Origin of the sequence: Burkholderia sp. Se-20373 (genome assembly GCF_017104705.1) — a bacterium.
Lineage (GTDB): Bacteria > Pseudomonadota > Gammaproteobacteria > Burkholderiales > Burkholderiaceae > Burkholderia.
In genome coordinates, this window is sequence record NZ_JAAGPH010000063.1 from 1 (window position 1) to 20,931 (window position 20,931).

Annotated in this window: 16 protein-coding genes and 1 riboswitch; of the genes, 3 read left to right on the forward strand and 13 right to left on the reverse strand. The window is 69.3% G+C overall.

The window, feature by feature from the left end; all coding sequences use genetic code 11:
- The first annotated feature begins 335 nt into the window (after positions 1-335).
- On the forward strand, positions 336-1,034 hold the full coding sequence (locus G3N96_RS20800; RefSeq protein WP_206138322.1) for a DUF4136 domain-containing protein: 699 nt from the start codon (positions 336-338) through the stop codon (positions 1,032-1,034).
- A gap of 52 nt (positions 1,035-1,086) precedes the next feature.
- On the opposite strand, the gene G3N96_RS20805 is transcribed toward G3N96_RS20800, so the two are convergent.
- The 9 genes from G3N96_RS20805 to G3N96_RS20850 all read right to left on the reverse strand — a co-directional run bounded on the left by G3N96_RS20805 (position 1,087) and on the right by G3N96_RS20850 (position 13,121).
- Positions 1,087-1,659, reverse strand: a complete 573-nt coding sequence (locus G3N96_RS20805) for a TMEM165/GDT1 family protein (RefSeq protein WP_046545165.1) — start codon at positions 1,657-1,659, stop codon at positions 1,087-1,089.
- A gap of 78 nt (positions 1,660-1,737) precedes the next feature.
- Positions 1,738-1,875, reverse strand: a riboswitch (yybP-ykoY riboswitch).
- A gap of 145 nt (positions 1,876-2,020) precedes the next feature.
- On the reverse strand, positions 2,021-3,337 hold the full coding sequence (guaD, locus tag G3N96_RS20810) for a guanine deaminase (RefSeq protein WP_124576041.1): 1,317 nt from the start codon (positions 3,335-3,337) through the stop codon (positions 2,021-2,023).
- Complete coding sequence (locus tag G3N96_RS20815; RefSeq protein ID WP_206138323.1) at positions 3,334-3,681, reverse strand: hypothetical protein; 348 nt, start codon at positions 3,679-3,681, stop codon at positions 3,334-3,336. Before G3N96_RS20815 ends, guaD begins: the two co-directional genes overlap by 4 nt.
- Before the next feature lie 26 nt (positions 3,682-3,707).
- Positions 3,708-4,733, reverse strand: a complete 1,026-nt coding sequence (locus tag G3N96_RS20820) for an adenosine deaminase (RefSeq protein ID WP_206138324.1) — start codon at positions 4,731-4,733, stop codon at positions 3,708-3,710.
- A gap of 18 nt (positions 4,734-4,751) precedes the next feature.
- Complete coding sequence (gene xdhC / locus G3N96_RS20825; protein ID WP_206138325.1) at positions 4,752-5,768, reverse strand: xanthine dehydrogenase accessory protein XdhC; 1,017 nt, start codon at positions 5,766-5,768, stop codon at positions 4,752-4,754.
- 631 nt (positions 5,769-6,399) lie between these two features.
- A complete protein-coding gene (locus tag G3N96_RS20830; RefSeq protein ID WP_089424765.1) occupies positions 6,400-6,912 on the reverse strand; it encodes a disulfide bond formation protein B in 513 nt (170 codons plus the stop codon).
- Positions 6,913-7,051: 139 nt separating this feature from the next.
- Positions 7,052-8,881 carry an amidase gene (locus G3N96_RS39270; RefSeq protein ID WP_241022749.1) on the reverse strand — a complete coding sequence of 610 codons (1,830 nt, stop codon included), beginning with the start codon at positions 8,879-8,881 and terminating at the stop codon, positions 7,052-7,054.
- 2 nt (positions 8,882-8,883) lie between these two features.
- Entirely contained in the window at positions 8,884-12,015 is a 3,132-nt protein-coding gene (locus G3N96_RS20845; RefSeq protein ID WP_206138326.1) for an efflux RND transporter permease subunit, read from the reverse strand.
- Complete coding sequence (locus G3N96_RS20850; RefSeq protein WP_124583409.1) at positions 12,012-13,121, reverse strand: efflux RND transporter periplasmic adaptor subunit; 1,110 nt, start codon at positions 13,119-13,121, stop codon at positions 12,012-12,014. The genes G3N96_RS20845 and G3N96_RS20850 overlap by 4 nt, the downstream gene beginning before the upstream one ends.
- Before the next feature lie 186 nt (positions 13,122-13,307).
- On the opposite strand from G3N96_RS20850, the gene G3N96_RS20855 reads away from it, so the two are divergent.
- Positions 13,308-13,928 carry a TetR/AcrR family transcriptional regulator gene (locus G3N96_RS20855; protein WP_089494940.1) on the forward strand — a complete coding sequence of 207 codons (621 nt, stop codon included), beginning with the start codon at positions 13,308-13,310 and terminating at the stop codon, positions 13,926-13,928.
- A gap of 54 nt (positions 13,929-13,982) precedes the next feature.
- On the opposite strand, the gene G3N96_RS20860 is transcribed toward G3N96_RS20855, so the two are convergent.
- Complete coding sequence (locus G3N96_RS20860; protein WP_206138339.1) at positions 13,983-15,716, reverse strand: ClcB-like voltage-gated chloride channel protein; 1,734 nt, start codon at positions 15,714-15,716, stop codon at positions 13,983-13,985.
- 103 nt (positions 15,717-15,819) lie between these two features.
- Positions 15,820-16,887: a YeiH family protein gene (locus G3N96_RS20865; protein WP_206138327.1), complete on the reverse strand. Its 1,068-nt coding sequence runs from the start codon at positions 16,885-16,887 to the stop codon at positions 15,820-15,822.
- A 112-nt stretch (positions 16,888-16,999) separates the two neighbouring features.
- On the opposite strand from G3N96_RS20865, the gene G3N96_RS20870 reads away from it, so the two are divergent.
- Positions 17,000-17,893, forward strand: a complete 894-nt coding sequence (locus tag G3N96_RS20870) for a LysR family transcriptional regulator (protein ID WP_089494937.1) — start codon at positions 17,000-17,002, stop codon at positions 17,891-17,893.
- A 16-nt stretch (positions 17,894-17,909) separates the two neighbouring features.
- Here G3N96_RS20870 and G3N96_RS20875 read toward each other — a convergent pair whose 3' ends face one another.
- Positions 17,910-19,406, reverse strand: coding sequence for a GMC oxidoreductase (locus G3N96_RS20875; protein WP_206138328.1), 1,497 nt, complete (start codon positions 19,404-19,406; stop codon positions 17,910-17,912).
- Between the two features lie 37 nt (positions 19,407-19,443).
- Complete coding sequence (locus tag G3N96_RS20880; protein ID WP_206138329.1) at positions 19,444-20,931, reverse strand: hypothetical protein; 1,488 nt, start codon at positions 20,929-20,931, stop codon at positions 19,444-19,446.

A 20,931-nucleotide genomic window follows, 5' to 3' on the forward strand; every position in this document is an offset into this window, starting at 1 on the left:
CGTCCGGATTGCGGCGCACGCGCATCGTGTTCCTGACGATCGTGCGGGCCGGCGCGAGATCGAATTCGAGCGCGACGGAATCGATGAGGAAGGCCGGCGGCGTGTAGTCGGCGCGGCGGATCACGGTGGAGGAGGCGTTGTCGGACATGGTCGTCGAGATCGGTGGAGTGGGGGACGGGCCCGTGGCACGGGCCGGGCGAACCGGGCCATTGTACAAAGGCTGGCGGCCGCGTGCCGGGCGAACTTTTTACCGGTTCCGGGAGTCCGCGTATTATCGGCATCCCATTACGGTTCGCGCGGTGCGACGAACGGGTGACGGATCGAAGAGGATCAACATGAAACGCGAATGGATTCAACGCGGTGCGGGCTGGGCGGCGGTGCTGTGCGTGGCGCTGCTGACCGGCTGCACCAGCTACGTGACGACCCAGGTCACGGCCTTCTCCGACTGGAGCGGCAGCGACGCGACACGCACCTATGCGTTCACGCGTACCGAGGCGCAGAAGAACAGCATCGAGCAGTCGACCTACGAGCCGATCGTCGCGAACGAGCTGTCGACGTATGCATTCCGGCAGGTGCCGCAGGCGCAGGCGCGCTACCTCGTCGGGTTGACCTATGCGGTCGGCAGCGATCTCGTGACGGTGCCGCAGCCGGTCTATTACGATCCGTGGTTCGCGCCCGGGCCGTACTGGCGGCGCGGGCCGTGGGGCCCGTGGGGTCCCTGGGGGCCGATGCCGGCCGGCTACGTCGCGCAGACGTACCAGGTGTTCGACTACACGCTTGGCATCCGCATCACCGAGCGCGCGACGGGCAAGGAGGTGTACAACGTGTCCGCGCGCACGACCGGCGACAACGGCACGCTGCTGTACGCGATGCCGTTCCTCGCGCGCAGTGCGCTCGCCGACTTCCCGCTGTCCAACGGCGCGGTTCGCTCGGTCCGGCTGCCGGTCGACAAGCGCGGCGGCCCGGCGGCGCCGGCTGCCAACGAACGCGTGGTGCCGGCCACGCCCGCTTCGGGCGCCGCCGCCGCGAAGTAACGCGGTACCCCTCTCGGCGCGGCCGTCCGGCCGCGCCGGCCATGCCCTTCCGTCAGACCCCGATACCCAGCAGCGCCAGCGCGCCGAGCACGACGAACAGCACGGCCGCGATCGCGTGCACGAGCTTCGTCGGCAGGCGGTGCGCGAAGCGGTCGCCGAGCAGGATCGCGGGCACGTTCGCGAGCATCATCCCGAACGTCGTGCCGGCCACGACACCGATGTAGTCCTGGAAGCGCGCGGCCAGCGCGACGGTCGCGATCTGCGTCTTGTCGCCCATTTCCGCGAGGAAGAATGCGACGAGGGTCGCACCGAACACGCCGAGCCGCGAGCGGTTGGCATTGGCTTCGTCGGCATCGAGCTTGTCCGGCACGAGGATCCACAACCCCATCGCGATGAACGAGAACGCGAGCGCCCAGCGCATGATCGACGGCGTGACGAGCACGCCGAGCCATTCGCCGAGCGCGCCGGCGAAACCATGGTTCACGAGCGTCGCGACGAGCACGCCGAGAATGATCGGCACCGGCTTGCGATAGCGCGCGGCCAGTACGAGGGAAAGCAGTTGGGTCTTGTCGCCGATTTCAGCGAGGGCGACGGCGCCGGTGGAGATCAGGAAGGCTTGGGACACGGATGGGGTTCCACGGGCCGATGTTGTGCGTGCGAGCGACGATCCACCGCGCGCCGGGCCCTGATGCGGCGCGCTGTGAACCATCGGTCTCGCCAGGCCTAGGTGGCTGCGTCCGCCATGGCCGTACGGCCAAGTCTGTTGACGGACGCCTCCGTCACGATGCGCGCCGGGAGCGCGGGACATCGAGCGGAGCGGCTACTCCCCAATGAGCGGCGAATTCTAGCACGGTGCGTTGCGCACGGGAAAGCGGTTGGCGGGCGCTGCGCCCGGCGTCGGGGCGGGATCGGCCTACGGCAATCTCGGCGGCCGGCCCGCGCAGCGGTGGAGGCCCGCGCGTGCCGGGGCGAACCCCGGCAAGTCGTTACGCGGCGGGGCGGCGTGCCGCGCCGCGCTCGTGGACGAGTTGGCCGGCCGCATAGGTGCGGTACACCGCGCGGTCGTCGCCGAGCAGCGCGAACGCGAACAGGAGTTCCTCGAGCGAATCCGCGCGCTTCGTGCGGCGCGCGAGCAGCGCCGTGGCCTGCGGATCGAGCACGACGAAGTCGGCCTCGGTGCGCGGTGCGAGCGTGCCGACCGTATCGGCGAGGTCGAGTGCCTGCGCGGCGCCGGCCGTTGCGAGCCAGAACATCCGCGTCGCGGTCAGGTGGTGGCCCGACAGCCGCGCGACCTTGTGCGCTTCGTTCATCGTCTGCAGCATCGAGAACGACGTGCCGCCGCCGACGTCGGTCGCGAGCGTGACAGGCACGTCGTATTCGCCGGCCTTGTCGAAATCGAACAGCCCGCTGCCGAGGAAGAAGTTCGACGTCGGGCAGTGCGCGACGACGGTGCGTGTCTCGGCCATCCGGCGGCGGTCCTCGTCGTCGAGGTGGATGCAGTGGCCGTACACCGCGCGCGGGCGCAGCAGCCCGTAGCGGTCGTAGATGTCGAGATAGCTGCGATGGCCGGGGAACAGCTCGGCCACCCATTTCACTTCGTCGACGTTTTCCGCGACGTGGCTCTGCACGAACACGTCCGGATGGCGGCGCGCGAGTTCGCTGCACGCCTCGAGCTGCGCCTCGGTCGACGTCGGCGCGAAGCGCGGCGTGAGCGCGTACATCTGGCGGCCCTTGCCGTGCCAGCGGTCGATCAGCTCGGCGCTGTCGTCATAACCCGATTGCGCGGTATCGCGCAGGAATTCGGGGCAGTTGCGGTCCATCAGCACCTTGCCCGCGATCATCCGCAGGTCGCGCGCGTCGCTCGCCGCGAACAGCGCATCGGCCGACTGCTTGTGCACCGTGCAGTAGACGAGCGCGCTCGTCGTGCCGCAGGCGAGCAGTTCGTCGACGAAGAAGTCGGCGACTTCGCGCGCATGCTCGGGATCGCCGAACTGGCGCTCGGTGGGGAACGTGTACTTGTCCAGCCACGGCAACAGGCCCGGCGCCGGCGACGCGATCATGTCCGTCTGCGGATAGTGGATGTGCGTGTCGATGAAGCCGGGCACGATCAGCTTGTCGCGCAGGTCATGGACGATCGCGTCGCGCGCGAGCGTCGCGGCGAGTTGCGCGTACGGGCCGGCCGCGACCACCTTGCCGTCGTCGACGACCAGGAGGCCGTCGGTCTCGTAGTTCGCGGCCTGGCTCGATTGCGCCGGGTCGCCGTTGAAGGTCAGCAGCTGGGAACGGAAAGCGGTTTGCGTCATGACGAATGGTCCTGCATCAAGGTAAGGCGAACAGAAGAAAACGGGCGACGCCGCACGAGGGCAAGGCGGTGCCTGGCGAGCAGGTGCGGCACGCAGCGTGCGGCACGACCGGAAGCGATTGCGCGGGCGAACGTGGCGGCCGAAGCCGCCAGCGAGTGGTTGCCGGCGGGCCTCGCAGCCGTTGCGCTCACGGCCGATGCGGTGGCGAGCGAAACGGCAAATCGCGACGGCAGGCACGCGCGCGCGACGACGAACAACGCCGTCGCCGCGCACTCACGCACGCGGTCGTCCCGGCGCAAGGCCGGGCCGGTGGTCGCGAAGCGGATGCCGTTGCCGTGTTTCATCTGTCAGCGTTCCTCGATGCCGGCCGTCACGCGGCCTGCCAGTACGCGTCGAGGCGCGCGTACAGTGCGTCGCGCTGCGCCGGTTCGATGAACGACGCCTCGAAGCCGTTGCGGATCACCGCATGGACTTCGGCATCCGTGAGTTGCAGCCCTTCGGCCGTCGCGAAGTAGTTTTCATTGACGTAGCCGCCGAAATAGGCCGGATCGTCGGAGTTGATCGTCACCGCGACACCGCGTTCGAGCAGCGCCTTCAGCGTGTGCTTCGCCATGTCGTCGAACACGCACAGCTTCAGGTTCGACAGCGGGCAGACGGTGAGCGCCGTGCGCGATTTCGCGAGGCGCTCGACGAGTGCCGCGTCCTCGATGCTGCGCACGCCGTGGTCGATCCGGTCGACCTTCAGCACGTCGAGCGCTTCGTAGATGTACGCGGGCGGGCCTTCTTCGCCAGCGTGCGCGACGAGCTTCAGCCCGAGCGCGCGCGCCTTCTCGAACACGCGTGCGAACTTCGCCGGCGGATGGCCGAGCTCGGACGAGTCGAGGCCGACGCCGATCAGGCGATGGCGATAGCGCTCGAACAGCGGCAGCGCGGATTCGAACGTCGCGAGCGCGTCCTCTTCGGACAGGTGGCGCAGGAAGCACAGGATCAGCTTGCTCGACAGCCCGCGTTGTTCGGCATCGGCGAGTGCACGCTCGATGCCCGCGACCACCGTCTCGATCGGCACGCCGCGCTCGGTGTGCGTTTGCGGATCGAAGAACAGCTCGGTGTGGACGACGTTGTCGGCGAGCGCGCGTGCGCAGTACGCGGCCGTCATGTCGTAGAAATCCTGCTCGGTCAGCAGCACGCTCGCGCCGGCGTAATAGATGTCGAGGAACGACTGCAGGTCGGTGAATGCGTACGCGGCGCGCAGCGCGTCGATCGAGTCGTACGCGAGCTTCACGCCGTTGCGCTGCGCGAGCGCGAAAATCAGTTCGGGCTCGAGCGAGCCTTCGATATGGATGTGCAGCTCCGCCTTCGGCGCGCGGGCAATCTTGTCCTTGAATGTCGGGGTCATGGCGTCGTTCTTGGTCGGTCAGTAGGTAGGGGAAGCCTGCGCGGACGCGTTCGCATTCGCGTTTGCCTCGACGGCCTGCAGCAATTGCGCAGCCACCGAGATCGCGATCACTTCGGGGGCCTTGTCGATGATGCCTTCGACACCGATCGGGCAGCGCATCCGCGCGACCTGGGCCGGGTCGATGCCGATCGCGGCGAGGCGATGATCGAACTGCACGCGTTTCGCGTGCGAGCCGGTCATCCCGAAATACGCGTAGTCGCCGCGCCGCAGGATGCGCTCGGCCAGCACGAAATCGAGTGCGTGGTCGTGCGTCATCACGACGAAGTAGGACTGCGGCGGTGCGGCGTCGACCGCGTCGGCCGGGGCAGCGGCCGCCTCGATCGCGAGGTTGCCGATGCCGGCGAGCGCGTCGGCCGGCGGGAACACCGCATCGGGCCCGTCGATCCAGCGCACGTGGCACGGCAGCGTCGCCAGCACCTTCACGAGCGCGGTGCCGATGTGTCCGGCGCCGAACAGCACGACGGGGAACGCATACGGCGCGATCGTTTCGGTCATCAGCGACACGCCGCCGGTTTCCCACAGCAGGCAGTCGGCACGCGCGGCTTCCGATTCGGGCTCGCTCAACAGCGGCGCGCCCGGCGAGGGGCCGAATGATACGCTACGCACGGTCGCGACGCCGGCCGCGACACGCTTCGCGAGCGACATGATCCAGCCGAGATCGCCCACATCGAGCCGCTCGAAAGCGAGTACCACGGCGCCGCCGCAGCACTGGCCGAGGCTCGGGCCGAGCGCGAGCCGTTCGAGCCGGCGCGCGTGCGGCACGTGCGCGCCATCCTTCAGCAGATGCCGCCCGATCTCGATCGCCTTCCATTCCAGATGACCGCCGCCGATCGTATGGCGGGCCGTGTCGCGCGTGACGAGCATCTTGGTGCCGGCTTCGCGCGGTGCGGAGCCGTCGGTGTGCGCGACCGTCACGAGCACGGCCGCTTCGCCATGCGCGAGCAGTTGCTGCAGATCGCCGAGCCAGGCTTCCATCAGCACGCTCCGTTCGGGACGACGCGGCACGACACGCGGCGCGGGCTGGCGGGCGTGGCGGCAACGATGACGGACGGGAGCGACGCGGACCGGCCGCACGGCCGATGCAGTGCGGCGGCGGCGCGCGAACGGTGCGGGCGGACGGCTCCGCCGGATGCGCGGACGCCATGAGGGTGACGGATGCGGATGGTTTGCGTTGTCATGATGAATCCAGTCGACATTGCGGATCGGGCGCGCGTTACGCAGGGGGGGGAGACCGCCTGGCCTCGCGCACGTAGATCGCCATCCAGTCACGAAGATAGCACCGCGAGGCGACGGGAACATCGCGGGGCGGTGATCCGGGCTATCAGGAGGCGATCATGTCGATCATAGGCCCGCCGCGCGGGATCGGGGCGCCGATGCTTGCACATCGGGCCGAAACGCAGGCGTGGCGGGGCTGGGCGCGGAAGTCGCGCGATGCGCGTTCGCCCGGAGACCCGGGCGGCGGCGGGGTAGGTGTTTACGCTTGGCGGGCCGGATGCGGCTCGCCGGGCTGGGCCGGCGAGCGCTCTGGAGCCGGGCGGTCACCGGCCGGCGGTAGTGTGCGGCCCGGGCGAACGGGCCGCGCGCAGGCCGTTGCGAAACCCGCCGGTCAGGCCACGAGCTTGCGGCGATGGCGCCAGAGGCTCGCGGCGACCGCGACCAGGATCACCGCGAAGGCGATCAGCGCCCAGCCGGGCAGCAGGATGCCGAAGATCGGCGGGTAGACCGTCTCGCACAGCCCGGCGACCTTGAACATGCCCGGGAACCACTGCGCGGGCGGCAGGCTGTCGACGATCGGCTGCAGCGTGTCGAAGCCGCAGCTGAAGCCCGGATTCATCTGGATCGACAGATGCCGGGCGGCCGTGCCGACGCCGCCGGCCGCGGCGATCGCGATCAGCAGCTCGAGCACCCAGACCCCGCGCCAGTTGCGGATCCCGGCGGCCAGGAACGCGAAGATCCCGATCGCGCAGAAGAAGTAGCGCTGGATGATGCACAGCGGGCACGGATCTTCGTTCTTCACGTACTGCAGGTAGAGCGCACCGGCCAGCAGGGCGATGCATACCCATCCGAGCAGCATCAGCAGGCGGCGTTCGCGGCGGATGGCGAGCGTGTAGTCGTTCATGTCGGCGGGGTTCCTCGTGGGTCGGTCCGGAAAACAATCGCGCGATTTTAGCGCGAACGGTCTGGCACGAAACTGACAGCGCGCGTGCGGCAACCTGCCGCACCGCGCGTCGTGTCCGCCGGCGCCCGGTTGGCGGCGCTCAGCGGATCGTATTCAGTACGGCCTCGACCGCCTGGCCGATCGCGAGCAGCGCGTCGTCGCGATGCGGTGCGGCCGCGAGCATCAGGCCGACCGGCGCCGCGTCGCGCGGATGGCAGGGCAGCGACAACGCGCACGCGTCGAGGAAGTTGAACGCGCTCGGATTGCGCAGGATCAGCGCGTTGGTGCGCGTGAAGGCATCGTCGTCCGCTTCGAGTTCGGCGATGCGCGGCGGCACGACCGGCACCGTCGGCGCGACGAGCGCATCGAAGCGCGACCAGACCGTGTGGGCCGCTTCGTCGAGCATTGCCGTGCGCGCGGCGAGCAGGTCGAGATAGTCGGCCGCGCTCGCGGGTTCGCCCTTCAGGATCCGCGTGAGCACGCGCGGGTCGTACTGGTCACGGTGCTTGGCGAGCAGCGGGCGATGCCACGCGTAGGCCTCGATCGGCGAGAAGCCGAAGCGGTTGACGTCCGGCAGCCGGTCGAGCGCGGGGAAGCGCACTTCCGTGACGATCGCGCCGGCGGCTTCGAGATGCTTGAGCGCGGCGTCGAGCGCGGCCGCGACGTCGGCATCGACGCCGTCCGTCACGTAGTTCGTCAGCACGCCGAGCCGCACGCCTTCGAGCGGCCGGGCGGCCGGCACGTGCGGTTCGAGGCCCGCGAGCATCCGGTCGACGAGCGCGCAGCAGGCGACCGTCAGGCCGATCGGGCCGAACGAGTCGAGCGTCGTCGACAGCGGCACGCCGCCTTGCGTCGGGATCCGGCTCGCGGTCGGCTTGAAGCCCGTCAGCCCGCACAGGGCGGCCGGAATGCGGATCGAGCCGCCCGTGTCGGTGCCGAGCGCGACGGCGGCCATCCCGTCGGCGACGGACGCGGCCGCGCCGGACGACGAACCGCCGGAAATCCGCGCGTCGCCCGGCACGTCGCGGTGGTACGGCGAGCGCGGGTGGCCGAAGTGCGGGTTCAGCCCGAGCCCCGAGAACGCGAACTCGCTCATGTTGGTGCGGCCGACCAGCACCGCGAGCGCGTGGCGTGCCGAGTCGCGCTGCTGGCGCAGCGCGGGCAGGCTCGCCGCGAACGTGTCGGCGCTTTGCCGCGCGTTCAGCGCGTCGCTGCGCGACGCGGAACCAAGCGCGTAACGGCGTTCGGCATCGTGCGCCTGATCGTTCGCGAGCGCGACGAGCCGCTCGGTCGTATTGATCTGCGCATTCAGCACCGACACCGTGATCGACGCGGTGACGATGTTCGCGGCCAGCGCGCGTCGCGCGGATTCGAGCTGGAACGCGCTGACGTCGACGCGGCGGGCCAGCGCCCGGTTCGCGAAACGCGACGCGCCGAACAGGTCGATCGTGTAGCTCGCCTGCAGCTGCCCGACGAACGTGTCGTACAGCAGCGTCGGCGCGCCGAGCGCGGGAATCGGCACGCCGAGCGCACGCTGACGCGTGGCCTGGCCGCCCGCGTCGATCGACGGCAGCATCGAGCTGCCGATCTGTCCGCGCAACTGCTCGCGCGCGGCATCGAGCGAGTGCGATGCCGCGCTCAACGTCGGGCTGTTGCGCAACCCTTCGTCGACGAGTGCGTTCAGCGCGTCCGAGCGGTACTGCTTCCACCAGTCGGGTACCGGTTGCGCGCCGACCTCGAACTGCTGCGTGACGCCTTGCGCGGACACGGTCTGCTGGACTTGAGGCGCGGCGCCATAGTGCGCGGGCGACGGCGTCGCGGGCGGCTCGCCGCTCGGCGCGAACCAGGCGCAGCCGGCGAGCGGGCCGGCGAGGCTCGCCACCGCGAGTGCCCGCGCGGCTTGTGTTTTCAGGTTCATCGATCGATCCATGGTCAGGCTCCCGACGGCGCGGCAGGCGTGCCGCCCTGCGGGTCGCGTTCGTCGTGCTTCACGCGGAACCACGTTGCATACAGCGCGGGCAGGTAGAACAGCGTCAGCACGGTCGCGCTCGTGATGCCGCCCATCAGCGCGGTCGCCATCGGCCCGAAGAAGTTCGAGCGCAGCAGCGGGATCAGCGCGAGCACGGCGGCCGCGGCCGTCAGCGTGATCGGGCGGAAGCGCCGCACGGTTGCGCCGATGATCGCGTCGACGCGGCCGTGGCCGGCGGCGATGTCCTGCTCGATCTGGTCGACGAGGATCACCGAGTTGCGCATGATGATCCCGAACATCGCGATCACGCCGAGCATCGCGACGAAGCCGAACGGCTGGCCGAACAGCAGCAGCGTCGCGACCACGCCGATCAGCCCGAGCGGCGCGGTCAGCACGACCATCAGCACGCGCGAGAAGCTCTGCAGCTGGATCATCAGCAGCGTGAACACGGCGATCGCCATCAGCGGCATCTGCGCATTGATCGACTTCTGCGCCTTCGCGCTTTCCTCGACCGAGCCGCCGATGTTGATCTGATAGCCGACCGGCAGTTGCGCGCGCAACGTGTTCAGCTTCGCGTCGACCGCGTGGGTGACGTCGATGCCCTGCGCGCCGGCGCGCACGTCCGACTGCACGGTGATGGTCGGCTGGCGGTCGCGTTCCCACACGACGCCGTATTCGAGCGTCGGCTTGAAGCGGCCGAGCGAGCCGAGCGGCACGGGGCCGTTCGGGGTCGGCAGCGCGAGGCCGGCGAGCTTGCCCGGATCGACACGGTCGGCCCGCGGCGCGCGCAGGTCGACCGCGATCAGCTTGTCGCGCTCGCGGTACTGCGTGACGGTCGTGCCGGACAGCGTCATCGCGAGGAAGCTCGACACGTCCTGCGACGTGACGTTCAGCTCGCGCGCCTTCTTCTGGTCGATCTCGAAGCGCACCGAGCGCTCGGCCGGCTCGTCCCAGTCGAACTGCACGTTGACCGTGCGCGCGTCGCCGCGCATCGTCGCCGCGACTTTCTCGGCGATCGAGCGGACCGTCGCGATGCTGTCGCCGCTCACGCGGAACTGCACCGGATAGCCGACCGGCGGGCCGTTCTCGAGCCGCGACAGCCGCGAGCGCACGGCCGGGAACTGCTCGCGCAACGTGGTTTCGAGCCAGGTCGCGAGCTTCTCGCGGTCCTTCACCGATTTCGCGGTGATCACGAACTGCGCGAAGTTCGGCAACTGGAGCTGCTGGTCGAGCGGCAGGTAGAAGCGCGGCGCGCCGCTGCCGACGAAGTTCACCGAATGATCGATTTCGGGGCGCTTGTCGATCACCTTTTCCAGGCGTTCGGTCTCGCGCAGCGTCGCCGCGAACGACGCGCCTTCGGGCAGCCGCAGGTCGACCAGCAGCTCGGGGCGATCGGAACTCGGGAAGAACTGCTGCGGCACGAGCGAGAAGCCCATCAGCGCGACGACGAAGAGCGCGCCCGTGATCAGCAGCACGACGAAGCGCCGTTCGATGCACCAGTCGATCCAGCCGCGCAGCCGCCGGTAGAAGCGCGTGTCGTAGATGTCGTGCTCGTGGTCGTCGGGCAGGTGCGCTTCATGCGCTTGCCGCTTGCGCTCGGGCAGCAGGTGGAAGCCGAGCAGCGGGATCAGCACGACCGCCGCGAACCACGACGCGATCAGTGCGATCGCAGACACCTCGAAGATCGAGCGCGTGTATTCGCCGGTGCTCGATTTCGCGAGCGCGATCGGCAGGAAGCCCGACACGGTGACGAGCGTGCCCGTCAGCATCGGGAACGCGGTGCTCGTATAGGCGAACGCGGCGGCGCGGGCACGGGTGTAGCCCTGTTCGAGCTTCACGGCCATCATCTCGACCGCGATGATCGCGTCGTCGACCAGCAGCCCGAGCGCGAGCACGAGCGTGCCGAGCGATACCTTGTGCAGCCCGATGTCGAACAGGTACATGAAGAGGGCGGTTACCGCGAGCACGACCGGAATCGAGATCACGACCACCATCCCGGTGCGCAGGCCGAGCGACACGAGGCTCACGACCAGCACGATCGCGACGGCTTCGGCGACGGCTTCGAGGAAGTCGTCGACCGAATGCGCGACCGCGTGCGGCATGCTCGATACCAGCGTCAGCTTGAGGCCGGCCGGCAGCTGCGCCTGCAGGTCCTTCGATTCCGCGTCGAGCGCCTTGCCGAGCCGGATCACGTCGCCGCCCGGCTGCATCGTGACGCCGATGCCGAGCACCGCACGGCCGTTCGAACGCATCTGCGTGACGGCCGGATCGTCGTAGCCGCGCTTCACCGTCGCGAGATCGCCGAGCCGGAACGTGCGGCCGTTGATGCGAATCAGCGTGTCGGCGATCGCATTGACGTTGTCGAACTGGCCGCTCGGCCGCACGAACACGCGATCGTCGGCGGTCGTCAGCGTGCCGGCCGACGAGATGTCGTTCTGCGCGTTGATCGCCTGCCCGAGCTGCTGCGGCGAGATGCCGAGGCGCGTGAGCTGCGCGTTGTTCACCTCGATGAAGATCCGCTGGCCGGGGTCGCCGAAATAGTCGACCTTGCCGACACCCGGCACGCGCAGCAGCACGGTGCGCAGCTGGTCGGCGTAATCGTGGAGCTGCGCGGGCGTGAAGCCGTCGCCTTCGAGCGTCCAGATGTTGGTGTAGACGTCGCCGAATTCGTCGTTGAAGAACGGGCCCTGCACGCCGGGCGGCAGCGTATAGCCGATGTCGCCGACCTTCTTGCGGATCTGGTACCAGGTTTCAGGCACATCCTTCACCGGCGCCGAATCCTTCATCGTGAAGAAGATCAGCGATTCGCCGGGGCGCGAGTAGCTGCGCAGGAAGTCGATGGCCGGCGTTTCCTGCAGCTTGCGGCCGATCCGGTCGGTGACCTGTTCCTGCACCTGCCGCGCGGTCGCGCCGGGCCAGAACGTGCGGATCACCATCACGCGGAACGTGAACGGCGGGTCTTCGGATTGCGCGAGGCGGGTGTAGGCAAGCATGCCCGCGAGCGTCGCGAGCGCGATCAGGTAGATGACCAGCGCCTGGTGGCGCAGCGCCCACGCCGACAGGTTGAAGCGGCCTTCTTCGTAGGAAACGCTCACGATGCGAAGTCCTCCGGATGCAGCGGCGCGATCGCGCGGACCTTCTCGCCCGCGCTGACCGTGTGCACGCCCTGCAGCACGACGCGTTCACCAGGCTGCAGCCCGTGCGACACCGTCACCGTGCGCTCGTTGAAGCGCGCGACGTCGACGCGGCGCAGCTCGAGCGTGTCGTCCTTCGAGCGCACGACCCACACGGCCGGTTGCTGGCCGTCGTGGAACAGCGCGGTCGCGGGCAGCGTGATCGACTGCGCGTCGCCGGCGGCCGGTGCGCCGTCGAACGCGACGCTGGCCGTCATCCCGAGCCGGATCGCCGGGTCGGGTGCGGTGAGCGTGAGCTTCACGCGATACGTGCGGCTTTGCGGATCGGCGGCCGGTGCGATTTCGCGCACCTTTGCGGCGAACGGGCGGCCCGGCAGCGACGGCAGCGTGACGGTGGCCGCGTGGCCCGGCGTGAGCGATGCAAGCGCGGCCTCGGGCACGTCGCTGACGACGTCGACGTCGCCTGACCACGCGAGCTGGTAGACGGCCTGGCCGGCCGACACGTTCTGGCCGGTGTCGGCCTGTTCGGCGGTGATATAGCCCGCGTGATCGGCGACGAGCGTCGCGTAGCGGAGCTGGTTCTTCGCGAGCGCGAGCTGCTGCTGCGCCTGGTCGCGCTGCGCGAGCGCCGACGTGTAGCTGTTCTCGGTCTGCTCGAGCTGCACGGTCGCGATCAGGTTCTCGCGCGCCTGCGCGCGATCGCGGTCGAGCTGCTGCTTCGCGAACGCGAGGCTGTGCGTCGCGGCATCGAGTTGCGCCTGTGCGCTCGCGGCGTTCTTCTCGACGTCGGACGGATCGAGCAGCGCGACGACCTGGCCGACCTTGACCGTATCGCCGAGGCGCACCTTGCGCTCGATGATCTTGCCGGCGATGCGGAACGACAACGGGGTGGCGTAGCGCGGCTGGATTTCGCCGGGGAGCGTGCGGGCGACGGCAGCGTCGTCGGCATGAGCGGGCAGCGCGACGACGGGGCGCGGGGCGGGCGGCGCGGAGTCTTTCGGATGACAGGCGGCGACGACGAGCGCGGCGCCGACCAGCAGCGCGACGCGGGAACCGGAGCGATTCACGAAACCCCCAGATGAGGTGAGAGCGAGAGCGGAACGAAGCCGGCAAGCGCGACGGGCGCTTGCCCCGAGCGGCGCCGGCACAGGCGTGCGGACACCTTCTTTCAGAAACTGTGGCGAATTCTAATACACACCTGTATCTGAATGCAAAGATGAATCCGTAAGGGAAAGGGTGCTAGACTGCGCGCCATGAAACCTCAGCGCTTAACTCGCGAGCAGAGCAGGGACCAGACGCGCGAACGTCTGCTGATTGCCGCACACCGTATTTTTCTGAAGAAAGGCTTCGTCGCCGCGAGCGTCGAAGACATCGCGGCCGCGGCCGGCTATACGCGCGGCGCGTTCTACTCGAATTTCCGCAGCAAGTCCGACCTGTTGCTGGCATTGCTGGAGCGCGATCACGCGGAGGTGCAGGCCGATTTCCAGGCGATCTTCGACGGGGGCGGCACGCGCGAGCAGATGGAGTCGATGTCGCTCGCGTATTACCGGACGCTGTTTCAGGACGACGAATATTCGCTGCTGTGGGGCGAGGCGAAACTGCAGGCCGCGCGCGACGCGAAATTCCGCGTGCGCTTCAACCAGTTCCTGCATGGCAAGCGCCTGCAGATGGCCGAGTTCATCCGGCGCTTCTCCGAACGCGCGGGCACGCCGCTGCTGCTGCCGGCGGAGACGCTGGCGTTCGGGCTGATGTGCCTGTGCGATGGCGTGCAGTCGTACTACTCGGCCGATCCGCAGCACGTGTCGGCCGAGGTGGCCGAGTCGGTGCTGGCGGGATTCTTCGCGCGCGTGGTGCTCGGGCGCGCGCCGGACTGAGCGGGCCCCGGCCTCGAGCCGCCTTCGTCACGCTGCCGGCGGCGAACCGGCCGGTCAGCGTTCGCCGGTCATTCGCCGGTACGCATCGAGCAGCGACGTCTTGTAGACGACCCCGGCGAGCGTCGGCTCGGCTTCGCTTTCGATCACCGGCAGGCGTTCGCCCTGGAACGCCATGAAACGTTCGAGCGCGGTGGCGAGCGGCATGTCGGGCGTGAGCAGCGGAAACGGCGTGTGCACATAGTGCGCGGCCGTCTTGTCGGCCGTGTCGCGCTTGTCGAGCAGGTCCGACGTGATGTCCTTCAGCGCGACCGCGCCGCGAAAGCGCCCGGCGTCGTCGGTCACGTACAGATACTTCACCGGATATTCGAGGAACACGCGCGTCATGTCGGCGACGCTCGCGGTGAGCGGCACGACCGTCTGCGCGGGCTGGATCAGTTCGCGCATCTGCGTGGTGCGGATCCGGCTGCGCTCCTCGGCATCCTGGTGGTGGTGCAGCGTGATCTCGTACATCGACGTCGTGCCGGTCGCGCGCGCGACGAAGTACGCGAATACGCAGGACACCAGCAGCGGCAGCACGACCTGGTAGCTGAGCGTCATCTCGAAGATCATCAGGATCGCCATCAGCGGCGCCTGCGTGGCGCCCGTCAGGAACGCGCCCATCCCGACGATCGCGTACGCGAAGTACGCCGACGTATGGCCGGGCCACACCGCTTGCATCGCGAGCCCGAACAGCGAGCCGAACACCGCGCCGACGAACAGCGTCGGCGTGAACACCCCGCCGATCGCGCCGGAGCCGACGGTGGCGGAGGTCGCGATCACCTTGAACACGAGCACCGCGACGAGGGCCTGCCAGGTCCACGGCGAGTGGAGGATGAGGTTCACCACGCTGTAGCCGTTGCCCCACACGTCCGGCACCCACACCGAGATCACGCCGACGACGAGGCCGCCGAGCGCGAGCCGCACGGGCAACGGCACGGGCAGCCGCTTGAACTGGCTCTTCGATGCATCGAGCAGGTGCAGGAACTGCGGCGCGAGCACGCCGCACAGCGCGCCGAGCACGACGAACAGCAGCACTTCGGGGCCGGTCACGGCCGGGAACACCGGCATCTCGTACGGCGGCCGGTAGCCGGCGAATTCGCGCATCACGATGTTCGCGACGACCGACGAGACGATCATCGGCCCGAGACTCTCCATGGCGATGCCGCCGAGCACGATCTCCGACACGAAGAAGGCGCCGGCGATCGGCGCGTTGTACGCGGACGTGATGCCGGCGGCCGCCCCGCAAGCGACCAGCAGGCGCAGGCGCGGCGGGTCGAAGTGCACGAAGCGGCCGACCAGCGACGCGGCGAGCGCCGCGAGCTGCACCATCGGGCCTTCGCGGCCGATCGAGCCGCCGCTGCCGATCGTCAGCAGCGACGACACGCTGCGCCACAGGCTCTGGCGGACCGGCACGATGCCGTTGCCGAGCGCGACCGATTCCATGTAGTCGGTCTTGGCGGCCTGCTTGTCGCCGCGGGTGGCGAGCAGCAGCACGCAGCCGGCGAGGAAGCCGCCCGCGGCCGGCATCCAGAACCGCACGTACCACGGCAGGCGCTTGGCCATCTGCACGAAGCTGCCGCTTTGCCCCGAGATCAGGTGCTGCATCAGGTCGATGCCTTCGCGGAACGCCATCGTGGCAAAGGCGCCGCCGACGCCGACGATGGCCGACCAGATCAGCATCGTATGGGCGTCCGACAGGCGGAACAGCGTTTGGGCGCGAGTGCGCAGCTTCAGCAGGAACGAGAGCACGGCTGAAAGAGGGCGATGGAAAACGACGCGAAGCATAGCACTGCGCCGCGCCCGCGGGACCTTCCCGTCGGGCGCGGCGCGCGAAGTGTCACGGGCGGGCAACTCAGCCAAGCCAGTGCTGCACGGCCCAGGTGATCCCGTAGCCGCCGGCGATCAGCCACACGTACAGGATCAGGCCGGTCATCAGCGCCCGGGGGCCGGCTGCGCGGATCTGCGCGACGCGGGTTTCGATGCCGAGCGCGGTCATGGCCATCGTCAGCGCGAAGGTGTCGAGCACGTTCAGCGTGTGCGTGACGTCGGCGGGCAGCACGTTCAGCGAATTGACGATCACGAAGCCGAGGAAGCCGAGTGCGAACCAGGGCACGGCCACCTTGCGCTTGCCGTGCGCGCCGCCGGCGGTCGCACGTGCCGAGCGGGCCAGCCACCCGCCGAGCACCAGCAGCACCGGCACGAGCAGCATCACGCGGGTCATCTTGACGATCGTCGCGACGTGCGCGACCTGCGGGCTGATGTCGCTCGCCGCGCCGACCACCTGCGCGACCTCGTGGATCGTGCCGCCGAAGAACAGGCCGAGGCCGGCCGGATCGAGGTTCAGCAGCCCGGCGTGATACGCGATCGGGTACAGGAACATCGACAGCGTGCCGAACAGCACGACGCTGCCCACGGCCATCGCGCTCTGGTGCGGCTTCGACTGCAGCGTCGATTCGAACGCGAGCACGGCGGCCGCGCCGCAGATCGCGCTGCCGGCGGCGGTCAGCAGGGCCGAATCGCGGTCGAGCTTCATGATCTTCATGCCGGCCCAGGTGCCGATCACGAGCGTGCTGACGACGACCAGCACCGACACAGTCAGGCCCGGCAGCCCGACCTGCGCGATTTCCTGCAGGCTCACGCGCAACCCGAAGAACGCGACCGCGATGCGCAGCAGCTTGCGCGCGGAGAAATTGACGCCGGCCGCCCAGCTGGCCGGCATGCCGTCGCGCAGCGCGTTGCCGTACAACGCGCCTGCGACGATGCCGACGATCAGCGGCGACAGGCCGAGCCCCGCGATCGCGGGAAGCTGGGACAGGCTCGTGACGGCGGCGGCGAACAGCGCGACGAACAGCACGCCGTTCAACTGGCCGCGCATCGACGGCGCGGCGGGGCTGAGATGGGGACTCGGAGCAGTGGACATGGAAGCACCGTGATGGAGCGTGTGGCGATGGTGTAATCCTAATTTCGTTATATCGATATGAAAAATTGTGATTTGTGACGTAAACTATCCGGAAAGCCGATAATTTACCCCCATGACCCCGGATCAACTGATAACGTTCGCCGCCGTCGCCGAGCACCTGAACATCAGCCACGCCGCCGTGGCGCTGCATCTGTCGCAGCCGGCCGTGTCGGGCCAGTTGCGGCTGCTGCAGGACGAATTCGGCGAGCCGCTGTACCAGCGCGACGGCCGCGGCATCCGCCTGACCCCGGTCGGCGAGCAGCTCGCGCAGTACGCGAAGGCGCAGCGCGACACGTTTGCGCAGGCGCGTGCGTTTCGTGACGCGGTACGCGGCCTCGAGGCCGGTACGCTGCGCATCGGCGCGAGCACGACGCCCGCGAGTTACCTGCTGCCGTACCTGATCGCGGCGTTCCAGCCGCGCGCGCCGCGAGTGGCGATCCAGACGATGAGCGGCAACACGGCCGACGTGGTCGCGGCGTTGCCGTCGCTCGATATCGCGATGATCGAAGGGCCGCCCGGCGAGGCGCTGCCGCCGGGCACCGCGGTGCACGCGTGGCGAGAGGACGAGATCGTGGCGATCGTGCCGACCGGGCACCCGCTGGCCGCGCCCGAATACGCGTCGGGGGTCACGCTCGACGCGCTGGCCGCCCATCCGCTCGTGCTGCGCGAGGCGGGTTCCGCCGTGCGGCAGCTCGTCGAGCGCGCGTTCGCGCAAGGCGCGGCGCCGATGCGCGTCGCGTTCGAGATCGCGGGCGTCGAGGCCGTGAAGGAAGCCGTGCGGGCCGGGATGGGCGTCGGGTTCGTATCCGCGATGTCGCTGCGTCACGACGATGCCGCGCTCGCGATGCGATCGCTCGCGCCTGAGCCGCTCACGCGGCACTTCTCGATCCTCGTGCCGCATGGCGGCGCGCCGTCGCGGCTCGCCGCGCAGTTCCTCGCGATGAGCCTCGCGCAGACGCCCGCGTGACGGGCCGCGCGCGCCGTCACTCTTGTGCGAGCACCAGCGCGGCGCCTTTCTCGCCGATCATCAGCGCCGGTCCCTGCGTGTGCCCGGACGTGATGCGCGGCATGATCGACACGTCGATGACCCGCAGCCCCTCGACCCCGCGCACGCGCAATTGCGGATCGACCACCGCATCGTTGCCGGTGCCCATCCGGCACGTGCCGACCGGGTGGCTGAGCGAGCCCGCATTGCTCAGGATCCAGTTGCGGATCTCGGCGGGCGTGCGTACCGACGGCCCGGGTGTCTGCTCCTCGCCGCGCCAGGCCGACAGCCCCGGCGCGTTGCCGAGCGAGCGCATCAGCTCGAAGCCCTGCACGCATTGCTCGAAGTCGCCCGGTGCCGACAGGAAGTTCATGTCGATCAGCGGCGCGGTGGCAGGATCGGCCGAGCGCAGCGCGACGCGGCCCCGGCTCTGCAGCCGCATCATGTCGCCCGTGACCGAATAGAAACCGCGCAGCTCCTGCTCGGACTGGCCGCACGTATAGCGTCCGCGCATCATCTCGGCCGCATTGGCCGGCTGGCCGTCGGCATTCGCGTTCGCCCAGACGATCGCGTAGCCCTCGTTGACGGGCTGGTCGAGGATCGGCTGCCGCGACGTCCAGATGCCCTGGAAGATCAGCGCGTCCATCAGGTTCGCGCCGACGCCCGGCAGGTCCGCCTGCACGGGGATGCCGAGCCGCCGCAACTGCGCGGCGTCGCCGACGCCCGAGCGCATCAGGATCTGCGGCGAGTTGATGGCGCCGGCGCACAGCAGGATTTCCCGGTCGGCCGCCGCGCGCACGCGCGTGCCGCCACGGATGTAGAACACCGCGGCGGCGCGCCCCCTGCCGTTGAACTCGATCCGTTCGACGAGCGATTCGGCGGCCAGCGTCAGGTTCGACTGCCGCGCGAGCAGCGGCTCGACGTAGCGCTGGTAGCTCGTCACGCGCTGGAAGCGCGTGTCGATCGTCGAGCGCAGCGGCGACACGCCGGCCATCGGACGCCCGTCGTTGTAGTTCGGGTTGTAGCGGTGGCCGAGCTGCTCGCTCGCGCTCACGAACGCCTCGCCGAACGCGTTGCGCGTCGTGGTGGTCGGCTGCAGCATGCTTTCGACCTGCTCGAAGTGCGGCGCGACGTCCTGGTAGCGCCAGCCGGCGCAGCCGTACTGGCTCGCCCACTGGTCGAAGTCGGCGGGCGCGCCGCGCACGTAGACCATGTCGTTGTGCGCGGTGCAGCCGCCCGTCACCTTCGCGCGCCAGACGTCCATCACGCGGTCGTTCATGCGCGTCTGGGGCACGCTCTTGTAGCCCCAGTGAATCGCGTCGATGCGATACAGGCAGTTGATCTGGTTCGGGTCGCGGATCGGCGGGTAATGCGACGCGAGCGGCCCGGCCTCGAGCAGCAGCACCTTGATCGACGGATTGGCGGCGAGTCGCGCGGCGACGATGCTGCCCGCCGAGCCGGAGCCGATGACGATGTAGTCGTAGTGTTCGTCCATGGGGTTCCCCTGGTGCGTGTGAGCCGGCGCGGTGCCGTCAGCCGCGCGGGTCGAGCAGCCGGCCGTACGGGCCGTGCAGCGCGAGCGTGGACTGCGCGCCGTAGAAGCCGGCGATGCCGCTCCACGCGCGGTGGTTCAGTTCGAGCAGGAACAGGATGCGGTGCATCGCGATTGCCTGGCGCGCGGGGTCGATCGCGGCGATCCGCTCGAACATGTCGCGCGAGATGCTGTTGTGGTTCAGCGATTCGTTCAGCTCCTCGTGATCGCCGGACACGCTGTGGAACGCGTCGTTGTCCTTGACCGCGGCCATCAGGCGCAGCGACATCTTCGGCGGCTCCCCGAAGATGCCCTCGACGACCATGATCGCGGCGAACGACGACACCGGATCGGCATCGGCGAGCAGCGTGAGCGCGTCGACGAACGCGAAGTGCAGCGGCAGCGGCACGATCTGCGGGAGCAGGTGGCGCGCGACGCCGAGCGCCTCGCAGGTCGTGCTTTCGAGCGCCTCGTGGCCGTATTCCTCGCCGTAGTAGCGGAACAACATCGCGCGCAGCGGGATGCTGAGCCGCATGCTCAGCAGCGGCGCGATGATTTCGACGAAGCGCCGCGTCACGTGGTACTGCTCGATGAACGGGCCCGCGACGAGCGGCGAATAGTCGCCGTTCAGCGCGTCGATCGCGCTCACGTACGGATTCGCGCCCCAGCGGTTCAGCGTTTCGCGCGTGATCAGTTCGGTCTGGCGCATGAACTCGAGCCCGCTCGACAGCGACACGGCCGGCAGGTCCGCGCACGGCAGCCGCGGCGCGTCGGCGCCGCTCGCGGCGACGAGGCTCGACGCGACGAGCCACAGATGCGACATCAGGTCGTGCTCGTCGTACAGTCCGGCCGTGTCGAACCGCGCATCCTGCGCGGCGCTCGCGCGGGGCGCGCCGGAAAACACGTCGAGCATCAGGTCGACGGCAGCCAGCGTGAGCGGCGCCGCGCGGCGGAAGTATTCGAACTCGATGCGCAGCAGCGCGAGATGGAAGTTGGGTTCGACCTGCGCGTCGAACGGATCGTCGTGCGCGTCGAACAGCGTGCGCGCGGAGGCGGGCCGGTCGAGGTGCCGCCGCAGCGTCGCGGCGTCGCGCGCGATCGCGTCGCGCCGCGCGGAGTCGAGCCCGGCCAGGCTCGCGGCGACCGTCTGCGCGATGCACGAGTCGATCCGCGCGGCCTGCGCGGCGAGCGCATCGGCGGCCGTATCGACGGCCTCGCCAATCAGCGAATGCGTGTCGAGAAACGTGCCGAGCGCGTGCCAGCCGGAGTCGGGTTCGCTGTCGAGCAGCGTCGACCACAGCGGCGACGCCGTGTCGGTCAGGCCGTGGAGCTGCGCGGCGATCTGGTCGGCGGCGTCGCTCGCGTCGAACGCCAGCCGGTATTCGTGGGCGCCCGCGCGCATGCTGACGAGCGCCGAGCCGGGCTCGTGGTGGATCGCGTCGATGACGAGGCGCGGCGACTGATAACGCTGAAATGTCCAGAGCTCCAT

Bases quoted from the DNA above. Each gene is read 5' to 3' on its own strand.
- G3N96_RS20820 (WP_206138324.1), bottom strand. From the start codon at position 4,733: ATGACCCCGACATTCAAGGACAAGATTGCCCGCGCGCCGAAGGCGGAG.
- G3N96_RS39270 (WP_241022749.1), bottom strand. From the start codon at position 8,881: ATGGATCGATCGATGAACCTGAAAACACAAGCCGCGCGGGCACTCGCG.
- G3N96_RS20870 (WP_089494937.1), top strand. From the start codon at position 17,000: ATGACCCCGGATCAACTGATAACGTTCGCCGCCGTCGCCGAGCACCTG.
- guaD (WP_124576041.1), bottom strand. From the start codon at position 3,337: ATGACGCAAACCGCTTTCCGTTCCCAGCTGCTGACCTTCAACGGCGAC.
- G3N96_RS20865 (WP_206138327.1), bottom strand. From the start codon at position 16,887: ATGTCCACTGCTCCGAGTCCCCATCTCAGCCCCGCCGCGCCGTCGATG.
- G3N96_RS20830 (WP_089424765.1), bottom strand. From the start codon at position 6,912: ATGAACGACTACACGCTCGCCATCCGCCGCGAACGCCGCCTGCTGATG.
- G3N96_RS20855 (WP_089494940.1), top strand. From the start codon at position 13,308: ATGAAACCTCAGCGCTTAACTCGCGAGCAGAGCAGGGACCAGACGCGC.
- G3N96_RS20875 (WP_206138328.1), bottom strand. From the start codon at position 19,406: ATGGACGAACACTACGACTACATCGTCATCGGCTCCGGCTCGGCGGGC.
- G3N96_RS20880 (WP_206138329.1), bottom strand. From the start codon at position 20,931: ATGGAGCTCTGGACATTTCAGCGTTATCAGTCGCCGCGCCTCGTCATC.
- G3N96_RS20815 (WP_206138323.1), bottom strand. From the start codon at position 3,681: ATGAAACACGGCAACGGCATCCGCTTCGCGACCACCGGCCCGGCCTTG.
- xdhC (WP_206138325.1), bottom strand. From the start codon at position 5,768: ATGGAAGCCTGGCTCGGCGATCTGCAGCAACTGCTCGCGCATGGCGAA.
- G3N96_RS20800 (WP_206138322.1), top strand. From the start codon at position 336: ATGAAACGCGAATGGATTCAACGCGGTGCGGGCTGGGCGGCGGTGCTG.